Origin of the sequence: Stenotrophomonas sp. SY1 (assembly GCF_021202945.1) — a bacterium.
Lineage (GTDB): Bacteria > Pseudomonadota > Gammaproteobacteria > Xanthomonadales > Xanthomonadaceae > Stenotrophomonas.
Map to the genome: position 1 here is coordinate 1 of NZ_JAJOYR010000032.1, position 342 is coordinate 342.

The following is a 342-nucleotide window of genomic DNA, read 5'->3' on the forward strand; positions in this document are numbered from 1 at the left end:
ATTTAAAACAACTCTCTGTTTTCGATCATTCAACCAATTACTAGTCCAACTTAATTGGCTACCACTTATTCCGTGTAAAGCTAACTTAGTAAGTAGTCTTTCGTGTGGGGTGGTATCAAAAGCTTTTGCAAAGTCTAGATATATTATATCTATATTGTTTCTTTTGTCATAGTTCGAGATGACTGTGTTGTAGAATTCGAGTAAATTAGTCATGCAAGAACGTTTCCGTCTGAAACCATGCTGGCTATCACTTATCAAACGGTTACTTTCTAAATGATGTTCGATAGCATCTCTAATGATAGTTTCCATTATTTTTCCTACGATTGAAGTAAAACTTGTAGG

General features: G+C 34.2%; 1 protein-coding gene. It reads right to left on the reverse strand.

Annotation, left to right across the window (positions count from 1 at the left end):
• Positions 1-342, reverse strand: a 342-nt coding sequence (locus LR961_RS19190; RefSeq protein WP_269670828.1) for a reverse transcriptase domain-containing protein, incomplete at both ends; no start/stop codon positions are given.